Here is a 16,676-nt window from a genome sequence, read left to right as displayed (position 1 = left end):
GATTTTGTTGTATGGAAGCAAAGCGCATACCTATGACGCAATCCCTGCATTCCCTTATGGATCACCAACGAATCCTTTTCATCTCTCCTACTTCCAAGGGGCATCGAAACGACACATTGAAGGCATATGGATTCATCATTCCGATGTATTTGAATCATACATCTTTGATTCTTAAGGCTATCCTTCAGTGGATGAATGAACATACAGGCTTGGATCCTGAACCTTCACCAGAAGGTAGGCCCTAGGAAAGCATCACACCCCAACTCAAGCGGAATACCAACCTATGGGGCGAGGTTGAGTAAGTCAGGCGTCACAAGGAAGTATTATCTGGAGCCTGGCTCATATAGACCTTCTTTTTCGCATCATTTTAATGGAAAAGTGCAGGAACAGTCGGTGCAGCCTCATACGATTCAGTTCAACTTCTCTACACGAATGCCAAGCAGTCGGATGAGCTTTCGGGCAGGGTTTTCTCGCCGATCAAGAAATGGCAGCATCAGCTTTATAGCTTCCCGTCTCAATATTACCTGCTCACCGGTCGCCATAGCCAATGTATGGGCGCGTGTCTTGGTCACAAAGTCCGCAAAGCGAACGGTCAGCACGATGGTTCGAAACGACTGAAACCCTTCTTGATGGAGGCGCTCCATTACATCTCGAACAAGGCCATCGAGCTGATTGAGAAGCGTGTGACTGTCGAGCGAATCCGATTCGAACGTTTCCTGCTCCCCGATGGATTGTGGCTCGAAATACACCTCAACCGGTGAATCGTCTCTCGCTCGCACCTTCTCATGAAGATTCACGCCTCGCTTTCCCAACAAGTCTTCCAGCTGATGAACGGACAGTGCTCTCAAATCCTTGACGATCTTGATATTCATGGCATTCAGGAGACCTTCGGTTTTGGGTCCGATACCGGGAATCACCCGAATCGAGAGTGGCTCCAGAAACGCCTCTGCCTCCTCCGCCCGTACGATGGTGAGTCCGTCAGGTTTTCGCCATCCTGAAGCAATTTTGGCGATCAATTTATTGGGCCCAATACCGATTGAGGCGGTCAGTCTTTCTCGAGAATGAATCTCTTCTTTCAGACGGCGACAGAGCTGTTCGGCTTCTTCATACGAACCGGTCCAACTCACGTCGCCGTAGGCTTCATCGATACTGGCCTGTTCCACATCAGGAATGACGCCCCGCACGATCCGCATCACTTCCTCTGAAACCCGAGCATACTTTTGCATGTCAACCGATACGAAGGTCACCGGAGGATTCCCGGCCCGACGGGCGGCCTCGGACAAGCGCCATGCAGTGGAGATCGGTGTCGCCGAATGAATGCCGTACGCACGTGCAAGGTAGTTTGACGTAGCGGCCACTCCGCGTCCCCTCCCTCCCAGCGGGTCTGCACCAACAACGAGGGGAACTCCACGAAAGGCCGGCGTATCTCGTTCCTCAATCGCGGCGAAGAACGCATCCATATCTAGATGAGCGATTATTCTATGCACTTGCTGCCGTTGGTTATGTGGATGCCGCTAAACGGCGGACACCCTGGGAAGAGATTCCGTCATTTTCACCGTAGCTTTTTATGCCAGGAATGACGTATAATTGCTCACGGATTTGATAAAAACACGTTTGTCATCCATCGCTCCTTTATATATACGCGAAGGGCTTCATCGAGAGGAGGAAATTGTGGGGTTTCGTTGGTTCAATCTCATTGGATTTCTGATGTTGCTCTCGGCTCTCTTTCTCAATGAGGTCGTGTACTTCAATGTGTGGTACGATTTCAACTTCGCTGTGATTGTTCCAGCTATCGTGTACCTTGGTGTCGGCATTTGGCTATCACTGTGGAGTGGATCACATCGTCATGCAGTAGCATGATGACGATTACTCTCTCAGTATCAATGGCTAAGATTGGTCCTCAATGAGGCGCCACGTTCAAACCGGGTGGAGGAGAGGCGGTTCATCAAGAGTTCGGCAACTGCAGGGTGAAGGCCATCACTAGAAAGGAGACAATCCATGGGCATGAGCTTCATTAACTGGATTGGGTTTGGGATGTTGGTGCTTGCGCTGCTCCTAAACGAAGCATTCCTTGGGATTACCGCGTGGTACGAACTCAACCTAGGAGCAATTGTTGGCGCTATCGTGTACTTGGTGGTCGGGGTGTCATTATCGCTCTGGCCAAGCCCACACGATCAAAGAGCCTGATCGATAGTTTTCACCACTCTCAAGTGTTAGAGCATTGAAAGCGCAGGTATTCTTTTTGCTTTTTCGCCCCTCAATGTCATGCCCCGGCACATCCCCATTCTTCATCAGGAATGCATCTGATCCGGTCATGGCCTTCGCTCCTGCAAATCTCAATACGGCCGATGCCTCGGCAAGATTGTAGAAATCATCTGAACAGAAACAACCCCTCTCCGTCCATCACACCCGCTGGTTATTGAACAGCTCGATTACGGTCTGAATCGTGTCGGCTTGGGCTGCGGTCTTGTCAGTCCGGTACCGTTTCACCCGAGCAAAGCGAAGCGCAAGACGGGCGGGATATCGAGGCGATTCTTGAACATCGCTGAACGCGATTTCGACGACCAACTCCGGTCGCACGAAGACCGTATGGGCATCCCTCAAAGTTTCCAGAGCGAGCAGTTTCTCAGTCTGCCAACGCAACATCGCATCGGTCAATCCTTTGAATGTCTTGCCAAGCATCACGAACTGACCGCTCTCCGGATCACGAGCGCCGAGGTGAAGATTCGAGAGCCACCCCTCCCGCCGTCCGTTGCCCCATTCGGCTGCAAGGACTACGAGATCGAGCGTGGCGGTTTCTTTGAGCTTCAGCCAATGAAATCCGCGTTGGCCTGCGCTGTAGGGAGCAGTGAGTGATTTGGCCATGATTCCTTCATGGCCTGCGGCCAAGGACGCGTGAAAGAACGCGCGGGCCTTATTGGGATCTTTCGTTTCCATCCGCGGGACCGTTGCGGAACGAGCCACTTCGCTCAGCACTTTGCTACGATCTCGATAGGGCTGCGTAATCAGGGATGTGCCGTCGACAGACAGTGCATCGAACATGAACGGCGAGAGCGGAATTGTCTGTTGAAGAGCCGCCACATCTTTTTGCCGACCCAGGCGACGCATGGTGATCTGAAATGGTTGCGGCCGCCCGTCGGGCCGTAGGCCCAGCGCCTCTCCATCCAACACCGCCTCGCGCGCCGGCAGTTGTTTCGCCCACCCGACGATTTCAGGTAAGCGCTTCGTCACATCTTGCAACTGCCTGGTGAAGATCCGGACTTCGTCGTCCCCCTTGTGCACCTGGATACGGGCGCCGTCCAACTTGTACTCCCAACCTACATCCTCCAGCCGGATCAACGCCTCGTCCACATCATCGGCGCTATTGGCCAACATCGGTGCGACGGGAGCGAAAAGTCTGAGCGCGAACCGACTGAGCCCGACGGATCCCTCTTCTAAAGCAGTTCGCGCCAACACGCCGATGCTGGGAGCAAACATGAAGCCTTGGCGAATCTCGGACGGAGGCAGATGAGCGGCGATGGCGATAGCCTCAAGAATGAGGCCCTCGAGCGCCCCCTGCCTGATCTCTCCGATCAAGAGTTGTGAAAGGAAGCGCCGTTCGTCCGCGGTCGCCCGGCTGAACAGTCGGCCGAGCTCGGTAGCTCGGTGCTCGGTCGCACCCACACCCTGCTCGGCTGCCAGACGACTGATGGCGTCATCTATGTCCCGTAGTATCAGCGGCTCTTTGGTCGCGACATCGACCGCCATCGCCTTTTGAATAAGACCCCACCCCACGCCGATCTTGCCTTGAGGGAGCGAACCGCTGAGGTAGAACGCGACGAGTTCAATCTCGCCTGCCACGGCGCTGCGCAGCATGCCAGCCAATATGCGGACCTTCTCGGTTCTTTTGGTCGTCCCTCGAATCCGAGTCACCGCATCGACAAGCTGGGAAAGTCGCATGTTTCATTATAATCCACCATTGCTTTCAACCGGACTGGCCCTAAGATCTTTTCCTCCTGTGTCGGGTGTTTGGCAAATATGAACCACACCTTTCGATGGGCAATGCCACCAAGGCATACATTTGACATGCCAACATTGCAGACAAAAGGCCGGCGGCAACCAAACAGGACCTCCGGACGATTTTGGGAGGGTTGATCTCCCCGGTATAAATCCACTACGATCTTCGCATCTACCAAACAGAGGAACGTCCGCATGAAGCGGAAGCAGCAGCCACCCGCACCGTGCAAGCTGGACATATTGCCCAGGAATAGTTTTCAACTCGATGCAACGGCCTGACCAACCCAACCCCAAACAAGAGGAGGACCCATGGCGGACAAACAGTACAAGCAGCTCGGATGTCTCGATGTGCAACCGTCGGGCGGCTGCGGATTCCAAGTACGAGCGGAGACCGAGTCGGAACTGATGCAACTCGTCGCCACTCACGCGAAGCAGTGTCATAAGTTGGATTCGATCCCGCCGGAGATGGCGGCCAAAGTACAGGCAGCGGTCAAGACCGTGACGGTCAAGGTCTAATGTAATAGGTCAACAGCCGATGGACCTCTCTGTGTACCTCCATGTGCCGGAGAGGTCCGCGCATCTCATATCGAGTCTTGAGATCAAGGAGGAATTATGGGCCGGAAGGCTATCGTACCCATTGCAGTACTGTTTCTGCTGAGCGCAAGCGGCTGCAGCTATCTCTTTTATCCCCATGCAAAGGAGTTTACGGCAAAGGCCAAGGGTGCGACGGGCGTCGAGACGCTGATCAATCTGACGAATATGGCGGAGGCCACGGCCCAAAAGGCAAAGGGCGGCAAAGGAGTCGACCAGCCCTTCGACGATCTGCACAATCAGTTCCACGCGATCGACAATAGCATCTGCTGCGTGGACAAGTCGGTGAAAGACAAACCTTCTTACGCTCTGGCCGTCACTCACAACAAAGAACTTGGTACCATCTTCAAACGGTTATGGAAATTCAAGGATGATCAGCCGCAGCGGGATCAACACCTGGAACTCTTTGTGTCCGAACTCCAAGAAATGCGCCAGACATTGCAAGCCTTGAGGTGACTTCGTGGCTTCGCCCAAACCTGAACAAGTCATTGAGAGTCAACGTCAGGATTGGAACCGAGTCGCCGGCGGCTGGGAGAAGTGGGATCGCTTCTTCGACGAACAAATGGCATTTCTCAACCACCGGCTGGTTGCCGATGCTCGATTGCGGTCAGGCATGCGAGTACTCGACCTTGGATCAGGCACCGGCTATCCGGCGCTCCTCGCCGCACAGACAGTCGGACCAGCCGGCAATGTAGTCGGTGTCGACCTGGCGGACCAGATGCTGGAGACGGCGAGGCGAAAAGCTGCTGCTCTCGGTCTCTCCAATATTACCTTCCGTACCGGTGACGTCACGACGCTGCCGTTCGAGTCGGCATCATTTGGGGCGGTGACCAGCCGTTTTTGTCTGATGTTCTTGCCTGAGATCCCGAAGGCCGTGGCTGAAATCGCTCGGATCCTCAAACCAAACACATGGGTCGCTGCGGCGGTCTGGTCGGCACCGGAAAAGAATCCTTACCTCAAGATACCCATCGACGTTGTCAAGCAATTCATCGAGATCCCGCCACCAGACCCGACCGCTCCTGGAATTTTTCGTTTAGCGAAGCCCGGCGAACTCGCCGGTATGCTGCAACAAGAAGGCTTTAGCGACATCTCAGAACAAGAATTTCTCGGCGATGTGCGATTTTCGTCAGAGGAGGAATATTTCTTCAGCCTCATGGACATCGCCGCCCCAATTCAGAATCTGTGGACGAATTTGACTAAGACACAACAGACCGAGGCCAACACACGCATCATCCGGACGGCCCGAGAATACCGAAATGGATCGGCTATCGCACTTCCCATCGCCGTACGAATTGTCTCCGGGCGAATACCCGGATGAGGCATGGCCGCGAAAAATAACGGCTTCAAAGACTTTGTCTTAGATCAGCTGGCCGCTCTTCCCGGTCTGAGCTGCCGACCCATGTTCGGCGGTTATGGCTTGTATCAGAGAACCATATTTTTTGGCATCATCCATAAAGGCCGTTTGTACTTCAAAGTGTCACCGGTTACGGCGCCATGTTACAAGGAACACGGCATGAAACCGTTTCGACCAAACGCCAAACAAACGCTGAAATCTTTCCATGAAGTGCCTATTGATGTGATCGAAGACGCCGAAACCTTGACCGAGTGGGCGTCGCGATCGATCGATACCTGAGGCGCCATGCCTGATGTCCTCTGGACCATTGGTCATTCAACGAGGACAATCGATGAATTCGTCTCGCTACTGAAAGCACGTGACATTCAGCAGCTCGTTGACATACGAACCATTCCGCGCTCTCGCCACAATCCTCAGTTCAACACAGAGACCATTTCGAGGAGTCTGAAAAAGGAAGGCTTGTTGTACGAACACATGCCGCAGCTTGGTGGGTTGCGTAAACCTAAGAAGGATTCCATCAACGCCGGTTGGCGAAATGCAAGTTTTCGCGGTTACGCGGATTACATGCAGACAGAGCAGTTTGGGAGAGCCTTAGACGAGCTGATGGCTAATAGCAAAGAGCGAAAGACGGTCATCATGTGCGCGGAGGCCGTGCCCTGGCGATGCCATCGGTCCTTGATCGCCGACGCTTTGGTGATGAGGGACTGGGAAATCCGACATATCATGTCGGAGGAGAGAGCAGACCGGCATCAACTTAGGTCTTTCGCCAGAGTGAAGAATGGGTTGATTCACTATCCTGATCTGAATGTTGGTCCCCAGCTGTTCCCATAGTCCAATTCGGTTGATCAGAGCACATACATATTGACAATTCCAATATTCCTACATTGACAATTAGTTGACAATGCGACACCGTTTCCGCGTGAATCCTAAACAACAGATCCTGAGGTTGGCGACGGAGAGTGATTCTGCTATGCGCTCTTGAACTTGGTGAGTTTCGCAAACAGGATGGCGGAGAAGGGAAGGGCCAGGCCGATCGCCAGTTGCGTGACGAGGAGTTCGCCCAGCTGACTATAGTCCGCTGGAGTCTGGATGGCGCCGGTAGCTTGGTCCTTCACTTCCCTGGTCACTATAAAGAGTTGATTCAGGTATTTGGTGCCGAGCTGGCTGAGCGAAAGTGCCAGGTTTGTAAACGACGCCATCACGGCGAAAAAGGTGGCTTTCAGATTGGCCGGTGCCGAGTTGGCGATCCAGGCCAACATCGGAATCATCGAGATTTGCACGAGCGGCGATTCCAACGCCGTATCCACCATCGCGATGAATCGGGCATCGACCACGCCACCGGTCATCCTCGCCGTCCATTCGTGCAACCCGTAGTACATACCCACGATCGGAAGAGAGAGGATCGTCCCGACGATGGTCAAAAATCCGACCACGTACATGATCGAGCGTTCGGCCATAAAGCGCCGGAAGACAAACATGCCCACCAGGGCCAACACGCCACCGATCAAGGACAGCACTGAGAGGAACTGTTGATCGAACCTCAACTGGTCAATCATCCACCAGGTTGAACCAGGACCGGGGCCGGGAATGGCGCGCAACGAAAAAACGACTGCGGCAGTGCCGACCAGAGTCAGCCGCTTATCAGGCTCCAATTCTCGAACCAGCCTCGACATCAAAAACAGCACGATGCTCATCGAACCGGCAAACACAATCTCCTCGCGGTACGGGAATCCGCCCAGTCCGACGGTCAACGTAAAGAGAACAAAGGCCGAGCTGCCACCGAGAATCCACCAGTTGGGTTTCGTCGGTTCTCCCTCCGCATCGCGCACACTCACCATCCGTCGTGCCTGCTCCGGCGAGAACCCTTGCTTAATGAGCCGTTGTCTTTGTCGCCGATTCAGCCACCAAGCCAGTCCGATGCCCGCCACTGACACGACCGGAATCGCCATGGCCAACAGATAGATTTTCATGTAGAGCCGAACGAGGTCGGCCTGGGGCATGCCCTCGGTTCCGCTAAAGACATAGACATTGACCAACGCCACAAGGATCCCGCCGCCGACGATCGCGACACGACCCAGCGTCTGCATGGTCGTATGCATGAGTTTGCGCGTCTGGTCATCGAAGGGACGGCCCTGCTCGTCGACACGAGGAACCGCCTCGACCGTCATGGCGTCCGCGACCGCGTCTTGAATCACGTACCCGATAGGCGCCAGTAACACACTGAGGACATACCAGACTTCCGCCGGCAAGATGGCCGTCATCGTCTCGCGGTCGCCGATCAAAAGGGCCATGATACCGAGGCTGATCGCGAGCAATCCCGCCCCCATTCCGACGAGCCAGCTCTTCCATCGCCACAAGAGGTCGACCGTGTGGCCGACCGGCATCTTTAGAGCCCAGGGAATCCCGGCCCAGAACCCCAGCGCGGCGAGAAATGCCGCGGAGAGGCCGAGATAGTCTTTGACAAAAAAAGTGCCGACAATGCCGGTGAGACCCGAGATGCCGTAGGCCACATAGACCATGAGCGGCGGCAGATAGGAGAGCCGCATCTCACGACCGAGAGAGAGAATATTGCGATCGATCCAGTGGAAGATTCCTGCCCGCATCTCTACCGCGATCCACTTCTCTGTTCACGACGCACGATCAATGCCTTGAGATGCGCTCGCATGTCAACGGAGGGAAGCTGCACCCGGTCGCCATGCCCGGCCAAGACCCACTCGAAGCGGTAGTCGAGGAGTTTGCGGATGGAATCGATCAATGTCCACTTTTTCCAGACAAGGCGAGTGGGAGCCTCCAATGATTTCGTATGGGGATCCCACCAGAGATGATCGCCGGTGAAGAGGAATCGTTCCTGGTAGAGCAAGACCATGCTGCCGGCAGTGTGCCCTGGTACCGGAATGAAGCGAAACTGTGAACCGACCTGGATCGTCTCTTCGCCATCGACGATCCATTCCGCACCCGGCACGGCATCCGCATCTTCCCGATGGATGATCCGCTTGGCACCAAAATGCGCCGCATATTTATCCGCATCGGCCACGTCGTCTTCATGTGTGAGAAAGATATAGGCGATGCCGCCCCGGCGTTCGAACGCCTCGATCAAATGTTTGATATAGCGCGGCGAGTCGATCAGCCAGTTGCCATCCGGATGTTCGATGAAAAAGCTGTTCGCTCCGAATGATTTCTCGGAATTGAAACCACAATAACTCACGCCCCCTTCGAGATGGAACGGGAAGCTGGCCATCGCGTTGTGCAGCCGTGACTTGTCTTGGTGCTCTACACCGATTGACCCCACGGGACAGGCCAGCAACGCCTGGTAGGCCTGATGAGTCTGCTGCTCATCCATCGGCTGACGGCTGACCGCGGAATAGTCGCCGATCTCTTCGAAGCTCCGCGGGGCTAATTGTCGACACGTATCGCAGTTGATGCAGGTGGCATCGACATAAAAGTTTCCCGGCACGTTGGAATCAAGGCGTTTTGTTTGATCAGCCATTACAGCACCTTCATCGCTTGTTTTTTCCGATCGGCCGCCCGCCACAGATACCAGGACGCGACGGTTCGATAGGGGCGCCACCGTTGTCCATATCGTAACACTTGCTTCGGCGTGGGTATGGTGCGACGGCGGTAGGCAATCCGGAATCCATTCCGCACGCCGAAGTCATCGACCGGCAGCACATCCGGTCGGCCCAATTGAAAGATCAGCAGCATCTCCACCGTCCAGCGCCCGATGCCTCGCACTTCGGTAAGTCGTGTAATGATCGCCTCATCATCCAATCCGCTGATGACGCGGCCGGTGGGCACCGTGCCGTCGAGCGTTTTGGCAGCCAAATCCCGGAGCGCCATGATTTTTGGTCCCGAGAAGCCGGCGTTCCTGATCGATCGCATATTCATGGTTAAAAGTTCGTCGGGCCGTGGGAACCTGCGTCCAGGGAACAGCGCGATAAACCGCCTCAGTATGCTCTCCGCAGCCCTGTCATGGAGTTGTTGGTAGGCAATCGCTCGGGCCAGCGATTCGAACGGCGAGCGGCGAACTTTGGGGCTCAACGCGAAGGGGCCGACTTCCTCAATCAACCGACGCATGACCGGATCAACTGCGGCCAGATGAGCGGTAGCCTGATCACTACCCGATGGCGGCATCGGCTTCGATTTCCACGAGCATGTCCGGGTCAATCAACCTCTTCACGTCGACCATGGTCGTGGCCGGTCTGATGGTTCGAAACACTTCACCATGCGCCCGTCCAACGTCCTGCCACTGTTCGATATTCGCCATATAGATCCTGGTTCGGACCACGTCGGCTAAAGACGCGCCTGCCTGCTTAAGGGCGGCTTCGATCGTCCTCAACGATTGAATCGTTTGCGCATACGGATTTCCTTTGCCGACAAGCCCGGACGGAGTCATCGCAGTCGACCCGGATACTGAGACGTGGGCGCCGACCCGCACCGCTCTCGAATATCCGACTGTTTCTTCCCACGGTCCGCCGCGTGAGACATTTTGTCTCGCCACGATGTCCACCCTCCCACTACATGACGATTCCGCCGCCGACCTGAATCGTCTGTCCTGTCAGCCAGCGAGCTTCCTCGCTCACGACGAATGCGACCACATCGGCGATATCTTTCGGAACACCAAGACGCTTCAGAGGAGAGAGCTGAACTCCGATCTGACGATACTCTTCGGTCATCATCCCGGTTTCGGTGAAACCAGGAGAGACCGTATTCACGGTCACTCCCTTGGAAGCCAGCTCTTGCGCCAATCCCTTGGTGTACTGTTCCAACGCCGCTTTACTCCCCAGATAGGCTGTGGCCCCGGGAAAGTGCAGGTGTGTTCCGCCGGTAGAGATGTTCACGATTCGTCCTCCGTCCTTCAGCACTCGCGCGGCTTCCTGCATGGCAAAGTACGGTCCTTTCGCGTTCAGCGCAATGACGCCGTCAAAGTCGGATTCCGTCGTCTCCTCTAGCGGCTTCGGCATGAATTTGCCCGCGTTGTTCACGAGAATATCCAGCCGATTGAATTGTTTCACCGTGTCGATCACGATCCGACGCGCGTCGGCGACCATGCTCATGTCGGCTTGCACCGCCAGCGCCTTGCCTCCTTTCCCTTGGATACCCGCGACGACCTGCTGAGCTTTTTCCAAACTCTTCGCATAGTTCACCACAACGATCGCGCCATCATCCGCCAATCGTTCCGCAATCGCTCGACCGATTCCGTTTGAAGCTCCGGTCACAATCGCCACTTTCCCGCTCAACGATTTCATCGGTTCAGCTCCTCTTCTCGAACCATGACACGACTAGGGAATCGGCGTACCCCATTGTCCGAAAAATGTCCACTCTCCAATCGCTCGGCGGGTTCGAGGCCGTAATTCACGTTCTCTCAGTCGCTCTGGAAGCACGGCTGGATCACCCGGATAACCGATGGCGATCATCGCGACAGGCTCGTAGCCCGAAGGAATCTTAAGATCGACCCGCGCCTTCTCCACGTCAAAGCCCGCCATTTGATGGGCAACCAACCCTTGAGCCGCCGCCTGTAATACCAGATTCTCCGTCGCCAGTCCCGTGTCGTGAAAGGCATGGCGGTTCGGCGTCCCATCATCCTCGAACTGCATGCTGGCAATGGACAGCACCAGCACCGGTGCACGGAAGGCCCACCGCCTGTTTCCCTCGGCGAGACAATCGAACAGCCGATTCCAATCCGCCTCATGATCCTTACTCGCCATGACAAATCGCCACGGCTGTTCATTATTCGAGGAGGGCGCCCAGCGGGCCGCCTCGAACAGCGTCCGCAGCGTATCAGCATCGACGAGCCGCTCATCGAACGCGCGGGGACTCCAACGACGAGCGAGCAACTCATGGATGTGACGTTGTGTCGGCGCCGGTTTTTCCACAGTCCTACCCTTTCGTACTCGCCTCAGTGGATGGTGCATCCGGAGTCCAGCCGCCGCCGAGGGCCTTGTAGAGCTGGACGATGGAGGCGAGCAGGAACCGACGCGTGCTGGTCCAGGCAAGTTCCGCCTCGAACAGATTGCGGCGCGCCACGAGCACGTCGAGATAGTTGGCCAGCCCGCCGCGGTAGCGCAGTTCGGCCAGTTTCAACGCCGATTGCAGCGCCACGACCTGTTGCTGTTGGGCCTCGCTTTGGACCCGGGCCGTTCGCACGGCGATCAGCGCGTCCTCGACCTCCCGAAACGCCGTCAGCACCGATTGCTGGTATTGAGCCAATGCCTCTTTGCTTTGGGCTTCGATGGCTTCTTGCTGGAACCCCAGGATTTGTGCGTTGAACAGCGGCGCAGCGAGTCCCGCGCCGAACACCCCGAAGGAGGAGGCCTCGGTGAAGATTAAGGACAGTTCGGGATGGGCCAGGCCCGCCAACCCGGTCAAGGTGATCCGGGGGAAGCGGTCGGCCTTGGCCGCCCCGATCCGGGCGGTGACGGCTGCCAACTGGCGTTCGGCCACCAAGATGTCAGGCCGACGCTGCAACAGCTCGGAGGGCAGCCCGGCCGGCACGGCCGGGGCCAGGATTTGCCGGTCCAGGGACCGCCCGCGCGCGACGGCAAAGGGCTGGCGCCCCAACAAGATGCTCAAATGATTCTCGGCTTGTCCCATCTGCCGATGGAGTTCCGCCGTACGGGCCGCCGCATTCGCGCGCTCCGCTTCAAACTGGTCCGCGTCCAGTTTCGAGGTCATGCCTTGCCGCAACCGCGCTTGTGCGATCCGCACCGACTCGTCCCAGGATTGTAAGGTCCGCTCCGCGATGTCGAGCTGGAGATCGAACTGCAGCAGATTGAAGTAGGCTTCGGCCACGGCGCTGACCAGTTGAATCGTCACGGCCCGGCGGTTCTCTTCTCGAGCCACCAGCTCGGCGCGCGCCGCTTCATTGGTGCGCCGGACGCGCCCCCACAGATCGACTTCCCACGAGAGGTTGCCCAGCAGGTAATAGTTGAACGGACTGGCGAACCCGGGAAACAAGAACACGGCGCTGCGCCCGGCCGGCGCGTTCGCGGCCGCCGTGAGCTGCGGTAAAAAGTCGGTCTGCGCGATCAAGGCCCGCGCCCGAAACTCATCGATGGTCGCGACGGCGCGCTGGAGATCCCAATTGTGCTCGAGCGCCGTCCGAATGAGCTGCTGCAGCTGCTCATCCTGCAAGAGCTCCCACCAGGGCAGGTTCGCCAGCGAGGGCAGATCGGCCGGCCCCTCCGCCATCCGGAATCGATCCTCGGTGTCTGTCGGCGGCCGGGCATAGTCCGGCCCCACCGCACAGGCGGCCAAAAGGAAGGATCCAATGGAGAGACTCAGTATGCGCGTAAAGATTCCGTTCATTTCATTCCTCATCGCGTGGTGGAGACATTCGGTTGTGAGTGCATGATTTCTTCTACAAGATGACCGGTGCAGCATCCCCTGGCGATCAGGCTGGCACCCGCCTGCCACATTCGATGTAAGAGCACCTTGCCGTCCTTCCCTATGAAGGTCACTCCCGTCAGATCCACGACGAGAGGGACTGTTTCCGGCGGTTGAATGGTTTGCCACTCGCGCTCCAGTTCACTGACCCAAACCCCGATCAGTTTGCCTTCCAATCTGAGGCGCACCGAACCCGAATGCTTCTCCGACGTAATTTTCAGCATGACCAATATCTTTCACACCCTCCGTCAGTTCCGTGCTCCCGCCGCGAGCCACTCCTCATCTGCGGGATCGAGTGCGATCTCTTCAGCCTCCAGGGTCGGCTGATGTTGCGCGGCAATCAGCGAATAGAACACCGGGACGACGAATAGGGTGAACAACGTGCCTACGGTCATCCCCGTGACCAACACCATGCCGATACTGTTGCGGGCCGCGGCACCTGGTCCGGAGACGAGCACCAGAGGGAGGTGCCCGAACACGGTGGCTGCCGACGTCATCAGGACGGGCCGCAGCCTCGTGATCGCCGCTTCGCGCAGTGCCATCGCTTTTGAGAACCCGCGTACTTGAAGTTGGTTGGCAAACTCCACGATGAGAATGCCGTTCTTGGCGATCAACCCGACGAGGGTGATCAGCCCCACCTGCGAATAGATGTTGATCGTGGTGATATCCAGGAAGCTGAAGACCAGTGCGCCGGAGATGGCGAGCGGCACGGATCCCAGTAGGACGATCAACGGATCGCGGAAGCTCTTGAATTGCGCGGCCAGCACCAGATAGATCAACACGATCGCAAACCCGAGCGTCACCGTGAGCGCTGCGCTCTCTTGGCGAAGCTGCCGCGATTCGCCCGCATAGTCGAGCACGATGCGGGATCCACCTGCCGCCGCCGCTGTTTCGAGCACGCGCAACCCTTCTTCCTTCGTCACACCGGGTTTCACGCCGCCGAAGATGCGGACCGCGTTGCGCTGCTGGAAGCGGTTCAACGTGCGTGGGGCGGTGTTCGTCTCGATGTGGGTGAAGGTGGAGACGGGCACGAGTTGACCGCCGGGGGTTTTGATCTTCAAGTCGAGCAGCGGATCGACCGTCGCACGATCCTTGTCGCCAAGCTGCGGGATGACCTTGTAACTGCGGTCGAAGTAGTTGAACCGGTTGACATAGGCCCCGCCGAGCATCGTGCCGAGCTCCCGGCCGACTCCGGCCAGATCAAATCCTAAGTCGGCTAATCGCTCCCGATCGAGGATGACGCGTGCTTCAGGCAGGTCGATTTTCAGATCGGTATCCACATACAAGAACTTGCCGCTCTGCCAGCCGGCACCGAGTACGGCCCGGACCGTGTCGAGCAACTGTTCGGCCGGGAGGTCGCTCTCCAACACCAGCTCGACGTCGTATTGGCCCGAGGTCGGCAAGGGTGGGTCCAGACGCGGGAACACACGCAAGCCAGGTACCTGCGACACGGCACCATACACCTCCCCGTACATCTGCTCGGTCGAGCGTGCTCGTCCATGCCAATCCTTTGCGACCAAGCCGCCGAATCCACCCCAGGCCGTCGTGAGGCCCCAGGTAAATTCCGTTTCGGGAAACGACGTGATCGCCTTCACAACTTGTATGTGATTGCGGTTAGTGGCCGCGACCGTGGAGTCCGGCGAGGCCTCGAAGAACAGACTGATGTGGCTCTGATCTTCCACGGGAGCCAGCTCCTGTCGCGAGAAGAGGAAGAGCGGCCAGGCCGCCAGCATGATCAAGAGCGACGCCGCGACGATACCCCAGCGCATCTGCAGCGCATGGTCGAGCAGCCAAGTGTAAACATGGCGCACCTCGTCGAACCGGCGGTTGACAAAGGCGGTTAGCCGACCTTCGTGGCCCTGCGGATGTACAAATCGGGAGCTCATGACCGGCGAGAGCGTGATGGCGACCACGCCGGACAGCACCACGGCCACGGCGAGCGTAATGGCAAACTCCAAGAATAGCGAGCCGGTCAAGCCACCCTGGAAACCGATCGGGGTATACACGGTCGCGAGCGTGATCGTCATCGCGATGATCGGACCGACGAGCTCGCGCGCACCGGCCAACGCTGCGTCGATCCGGGACTTACCCAGACGCACATGCCGTTCGACGTTCTCGACCACGACGATGGCGTCGTCCACGACCAGGCCGACCGAAAGGACGATCGCGAGCAACGTCAGCAGATTGAGGCTGAAGCCGAACGCAAACATGAAGATCGCCGCACCGATCAACGAGACCGGCATCGCGACGAGCGGCACAAGCGCCGTGCGCACCGAACCCATGAAGAGAAACACCACCACCGCCACGATCAGAATCGTCTCCGACAAGGTCTTGGTGATCTCCGCCAGCGCGTTCCGCATGAACATGGTGCCGTCCCAGACGAGCTTCATGTCGATGTCCCTCGGCAGGGTGGGACGAATGCGTTCCATCTCGTCGCGTAGCCGGCTCGCCACCTCGATCTCATTCGCCCCCGGCACCGGCCAGATGCCGAGATAGACGCCCTCCAACTGGTTGTACTTCGCGACCATGTCGGCTTCTTCTGCCCCCCGCTCCACCTTCGCAACGTCCTTCAGGCGGACGATGGCGCCGCCTCGGTCGGCGACGATGAGCTCCTCGAATTCCGCGGCCGAGCGTAAGTCGGTATTGGCGAGGAGGTTGATCTGCACGGCGTTGCCCTTCGTGCGGCCGACGGCGGCCAAGTAATTGTTCCGCCGGAGCGCGCCTTGAACATCGCCGGGCGAAAGATTGAAGGACGCCAGACGGTCGGGGTCGATCCAGATGCGCATGGCGATTTGTCGCCCCCCTTCGATCGTGACTCGTTGGACCCCGGACAATGTCGAAAATTGCGGTTGCAACGTACGCAGGAGCCAATCCGTGACGGCCGGCACGCTGCGTTCCGTGGAGGTGAAGCTGATGTAGAACGAGGCGTAAGGCCGATCCGCTCGTTGCACTTCGATCACCGGCGGCTCGGCTTCCGGCGGCAATTCCGACCGGACCTGTTGGAGCCGGGCCGTAACCTCGGCCAAGGCCGCGGTGCTGTTATGGTTGAGTTTCAAGTGCACTGTGACCGTGCTGACGCCGGCTCGGCTGGTCGATTCCACGTAATCGACGCCGGCGATCGCGGAGACGACCCGCTCGATCGGCGTGCTGAGGAAGCCGCGAACCGTTTCCGCGCTGGCGCCGTAGTAGATGGTCGTGATGAGCACCGACGTGCTCTCGATCTGCGGATACTGCTGCACGGGGAGGGTCGTCAGCGCCCGCGCGCCGGCCAACACGATCACGAGATTGACGACGACCGCCAATACCGGGTGTTTGATGAAGATGTCGGTGAATGAGCGCTTCTGCATAGTCT

General features: G+C 57.5%; 18 protein-coding genes. 7 read left to right on the top strand and 11 right to left on the bottom strand.

Going from position 1 to position 16,676, the window contains the following annotated elements; translation table 11 throughout:
• Positions 1-410: 410 nt before the first annotated feature.
• Positions 411-1,460 carry a hypothetical protein gene (locus tag A4E19_07770; protein ID OQW31502.1) on the bottom strand — a complete coding sequence of 350 codons (1,050 nt, stop codon included), beginning with the start codon at positions 1,458-1,460 and terminating at the stop codon, positions 411-413.
• A gap of 127 nt (positions 1,461-1,587) precedes the next feature.
• Between A4E19_07770 and A4E19_07765 the strand changes: the two genes are divergently transcribed.
• Positions 1,588-1,860: a hypothetical protein gene (locus A4E19_07765; GenBank protein OQW31501.1), complete on the top strand. Its 273-nt coding sequence runs from the start codon at positions 1,588-1,590 to the stop codon at positions 1,858-1,860.
• Positions 1,861-1,998: 138 nt separating this feature from the next.
• Positions 1,999-2,187, top strand: a complete 189-nt coding sequence (locus A4E19_07760) for a hypothetical protein (protein ID OQW31500.1) — start codon at positions 1,999-2,001, stop codon at positions 2,185-2,187.
• Between the two features lie 216 nt (positions 2,188-2,403).
• On the opposite strand, the gene ligB is transcribed toward A4E19_07760, so the two are convergent.
• Positions 2,404-3,939, bottom strand: coding sequence for an ATP-dependent DNA ligase (gene ligB / locus A4E19_07755; GenBank protein OQW31499.1), 1,536 nt, complete (start codon positions 3,937-3,939; stop codon positions 2,404-2,406).
• Positions 3,940-4,305: 366 nt separating this feature from the next.
• On the opposite strand from ligB, the gene A4E19_07750 reads away from it, so the two are divergent.
• The 5 genes from A4E19_07750 (at position 4,306) to A4E19_07730 (ending at position 6,772) form a co-directional block, all read left to right on the top strand.
• Complete coding sequence (locus A4E19_07750; protein OQW31498.1) at positions 4,306-4,512, top strand: hypothetical protein; 207 nt, start codon at positions 4,306-4,308, stop codon at positions 4,510-4,512.
• Positions 4,513-4,608: 96 nt separating this feature from the next.
• Positions 4,609-5,043, top strand: coding sequence for a hypothetical protein (locus tag A4E19_07745; GenBank protein OQW31497.1), 435 nt, complete (start codon positions 4,609-4,611; stop codon positions 5,041-5,043).
• A 4-nt stretch (positions 5,044-5,047) separates the two neighbouring features.
• The gene (locus A4E19_07740; protein ID OQW31496.1) at positions 5,048-5,905 is read left to right on the top strand and encodes a hypothetical protein; all 858 of its coding nucleotides are present in this window, start codon (positions 5,048-5,050) and stop codon (positions 5,903-5,905) included.
• 3 nt (positions 5,906-5,908) lie between these two features.
• The gene (locus A4E19_07735; GenBank protein OQW31495.1) at positions 5,909-6,220 is read left to right on the top strand and encodes a hypothetical protein; all 312 of its coding nucleotides are present in this window, start codon (positions 5,909-5,911) and stop codon (positions 6,218-6,220) included.
• 6 nt (positions 6,221-6,226) lie between these two features.
• Entirely contained in the window at positions 6,227-6,772 is a 546-nt protein-coding gene (locus A4E19_07730; protein OQW31494.1) for a DNA repair protein, read from the top strand.
• 137 nt (positions 6,773-6,909) lie between these two features.
• Here the strand turns inward: A4E19_07730 and A4E19_07725 are convergent, their stop codons facing one another.
• The 9 genes from A4E19_07725 to A4E19_07685 are packed head-to-tail and all read right to left on the bottom strand — an operon-like array spanning position 6,910 to position 16,671.
• The gene (locus A4E19_07725) at positions 6,910-8,544 is read right to left on the bottom strand and encodes a hypothetical protein (protein ID OQW31493.1); all 1,635 of its coding nucleotides are present in this window, start codon (positions 8,542-8,544) and stop codon (positions 6,910-6,912) included.
• A 2-nt stretch (positions 8,545-8,546) separates the two neighbouring features.
• Positions 8,547-9,428 (bottom strand): MBL fold metallo-hydrolase, encoded by an 882-nt coding sequence (locus tag A4E19_07720; protein ID OQW31492.1) that lies wholly within the window; start codon positions 9,426-9,428, stop codon positions 8,547-8,549.
• The gene (locus A4E19_07715) at positions 9,428-10,072 is read right to left on the bottom strand and encodes a DNA-3-methyladenine glycosylase (protein ID OQW31491.1); all 645 of its coding nucleotides are present in this window, start codon (positions 10,070-10,072) and stop codon (positions 9,428-9,430) included. Before A4E19_07715 ends, A4E19_07720 begins: the two co-directional genes overlap by 1 nt.
• Positions 10,056-10,439 carry a hypothetical protein gene (locus A4E19_07710; protein ID OQW31632.1) on the bottom strand — a complete coding sequence of 128 codons (384 nt, stop codon included), beginning with the start codon at positions 10,437-10,439 and terminating at the stop codon, positions 10,056-10,058. The genes A4E19_07715 and A4E19_07710 overlap by 17 nt, the downstream gene beginning before the upstream one ends.
• Before the next feature lie 16 nt (positions 10,440-10,455).
• Positions 10,456-11,187 (bottom strand): 3-ketoacyl-ACP reductase, encoded by a 732-nt coding sequence (locus A4E19_07705; protein ID OQW31490.1) that lies wholly within the window; start codon positions 11,185-11,187, stop codon positions 10,456-10,458.
• 33 nt (positions 11,188-11,220) lie between these two features.
• Positions 11,221-11,814, bottom strand: coding sequence for a nitroreductase (locus A4E19_07700; GenBank protein ID OQW31489.1), 594 nt, complete (start codon positions 11,812-11,814; stop codon positions 11,221-11,223).
• Between the two features lie 4 nt (positions 11,815-11,818).
• The gene (locus A4E19_07695; GenBank protein OQW31488.1) at positions 11,819-13,258 is read right to left on the bottom strand and encodes a transporter; all 1,440 of its coding nucleotides are present in this window, start codon (positions 13,256-13,258) and stop codon (positions 11,819-11,821) included.
• Positions 13,255-13,548 carry a hypothetical protein gene (locus A4E19_07690; protein ID OQW31487.1) on the bottom strand — a complete coding sequence of 98 codons (294 nt, stop codon included), beginning with the start codon at positions 13,546-13,548 and terminating at the stop codon, positions 13,255-13,257. The genes A4E19_07695 and A4E19_07690 overlap by 4 nt, the downstream gene beginning before the upstream one ends.
• 24 nt (positions 13,549-13,572) lie before the next feature.
• Positions 13,573-16,671 carry an acriflavine resistance protein B gene (locus A4E19_07685; GenBank protein ID OQW31486.1) on the bottom strand — a complete coding sequence of 1,033 codons (3,099 nt, stop codon included), beginning with the start codon at positions 16,669-16,671 and terminating at the stop codon, positions 13,573-13,575.
• Positions 16,672-16,676 lie beyond the last annotated feature (5 nt).

The organism is Nitrospira sp. SG-bin1 (assembly GCA_002083365.1).
GTDB lineage: Bacteria > Nitrospirota > Nitrospiria > Nitrospirales > Nitrospiraceae > Nitrospira_D.
Note: the sequence above shows the minus strand (reverse complement) of the source record. Positions and strands in the feature narration are given on the sequence as shown.